Source organism: Klebsiella sp. 28, from assembly GCF_018223905.1.
Lineage (GTDB): Bacteria > Pseudomonadota > Gammaproteobacteria > Enterobacterales > Enterobacteriaceae > Klebsiella > Klebsiella pneumoniae.
In genome coordinates, this window is the sequence record NZ_JAGRQY010000277.1 from 1 (window position 1) to 784 (window position 784).

1 protein-coding gene is annotated in these 784 nt (G+C 52.7%); it reads right to left on the reverse strand.

The window, feature by feature from the left end; all coding sequences use genetic code 11:
* Positions 1-525 precede the first annotated feature (525 nt).
* The coding region (locus KHQ28_RS28205) for a hypothetical protein (protein ID WP_211777783.1) at positions 526-784 on the reverse strand (259 nt) is incomplete at its 5' end.

Here is a 784-nt window from a genome sequence, read left to right on the forward strand (position 1 = left end):
TCCCACGCGGCAGCGGCGCCCGGTGGGTATTTGCATTCACTTGACTCCCCATTTGCATTTTACTTGACTGCCTGTTTGCACTTCTCTTGGTCATCTCCAACAGAAAATAGAGACAGTTTCCTTCCGAGTTGACCGGCAGCTATGAGCGAAAAGCGGATATAGGCTTAATGTGAGAAATGACATTTTCTAATACCACCTCGCCATTGTGCAATGTGTAAAAAAGCAAGAAGAAAAACTCCGCTGGCGGTAAACCGCATTCGGGCCCCCCCCCGTGCCGGAGTTTTACCGAATGGCGCAGCGGGGCAACCGGCGCGGCCTGCCCCGGCGCTGACCGCCCGATCACTATATCTGGTAGGCCTGCCAGCTGAGACAGGCACAACATGTAGTGTTGCGCGCCGCGGCGGGGCGATTCGGTGTTATGCGGGTTTTACCGAATGTCTACAGATCGTGAGCGGGGATGAAAGGCCGTTATGCAGGATTAGCAGGGATGATTGACGGGGTCGTCAAAATAGCATAGTATTGTTCCTACAACTCAACCCCGAACGCAGCGATTAAGTTCACTGGCAGTTGGGGTGAAGAAACCGGCCAGCGAGCCGGTTTTTTCGTATCTGATGGGAAGCAAACGTGCGCACCGCTTTTTTCATTGATGGATACAATCTCTTTTACGGGCTGCTGGCTGGAACACCCTTCAAGTGGCTCGACCTCCCTGCGCTTCTGACATATATCACGAAAATTCAAAATCCTGCCTCTGAGACTGCCCAGGTAAATTACTTTACCTCTCCCG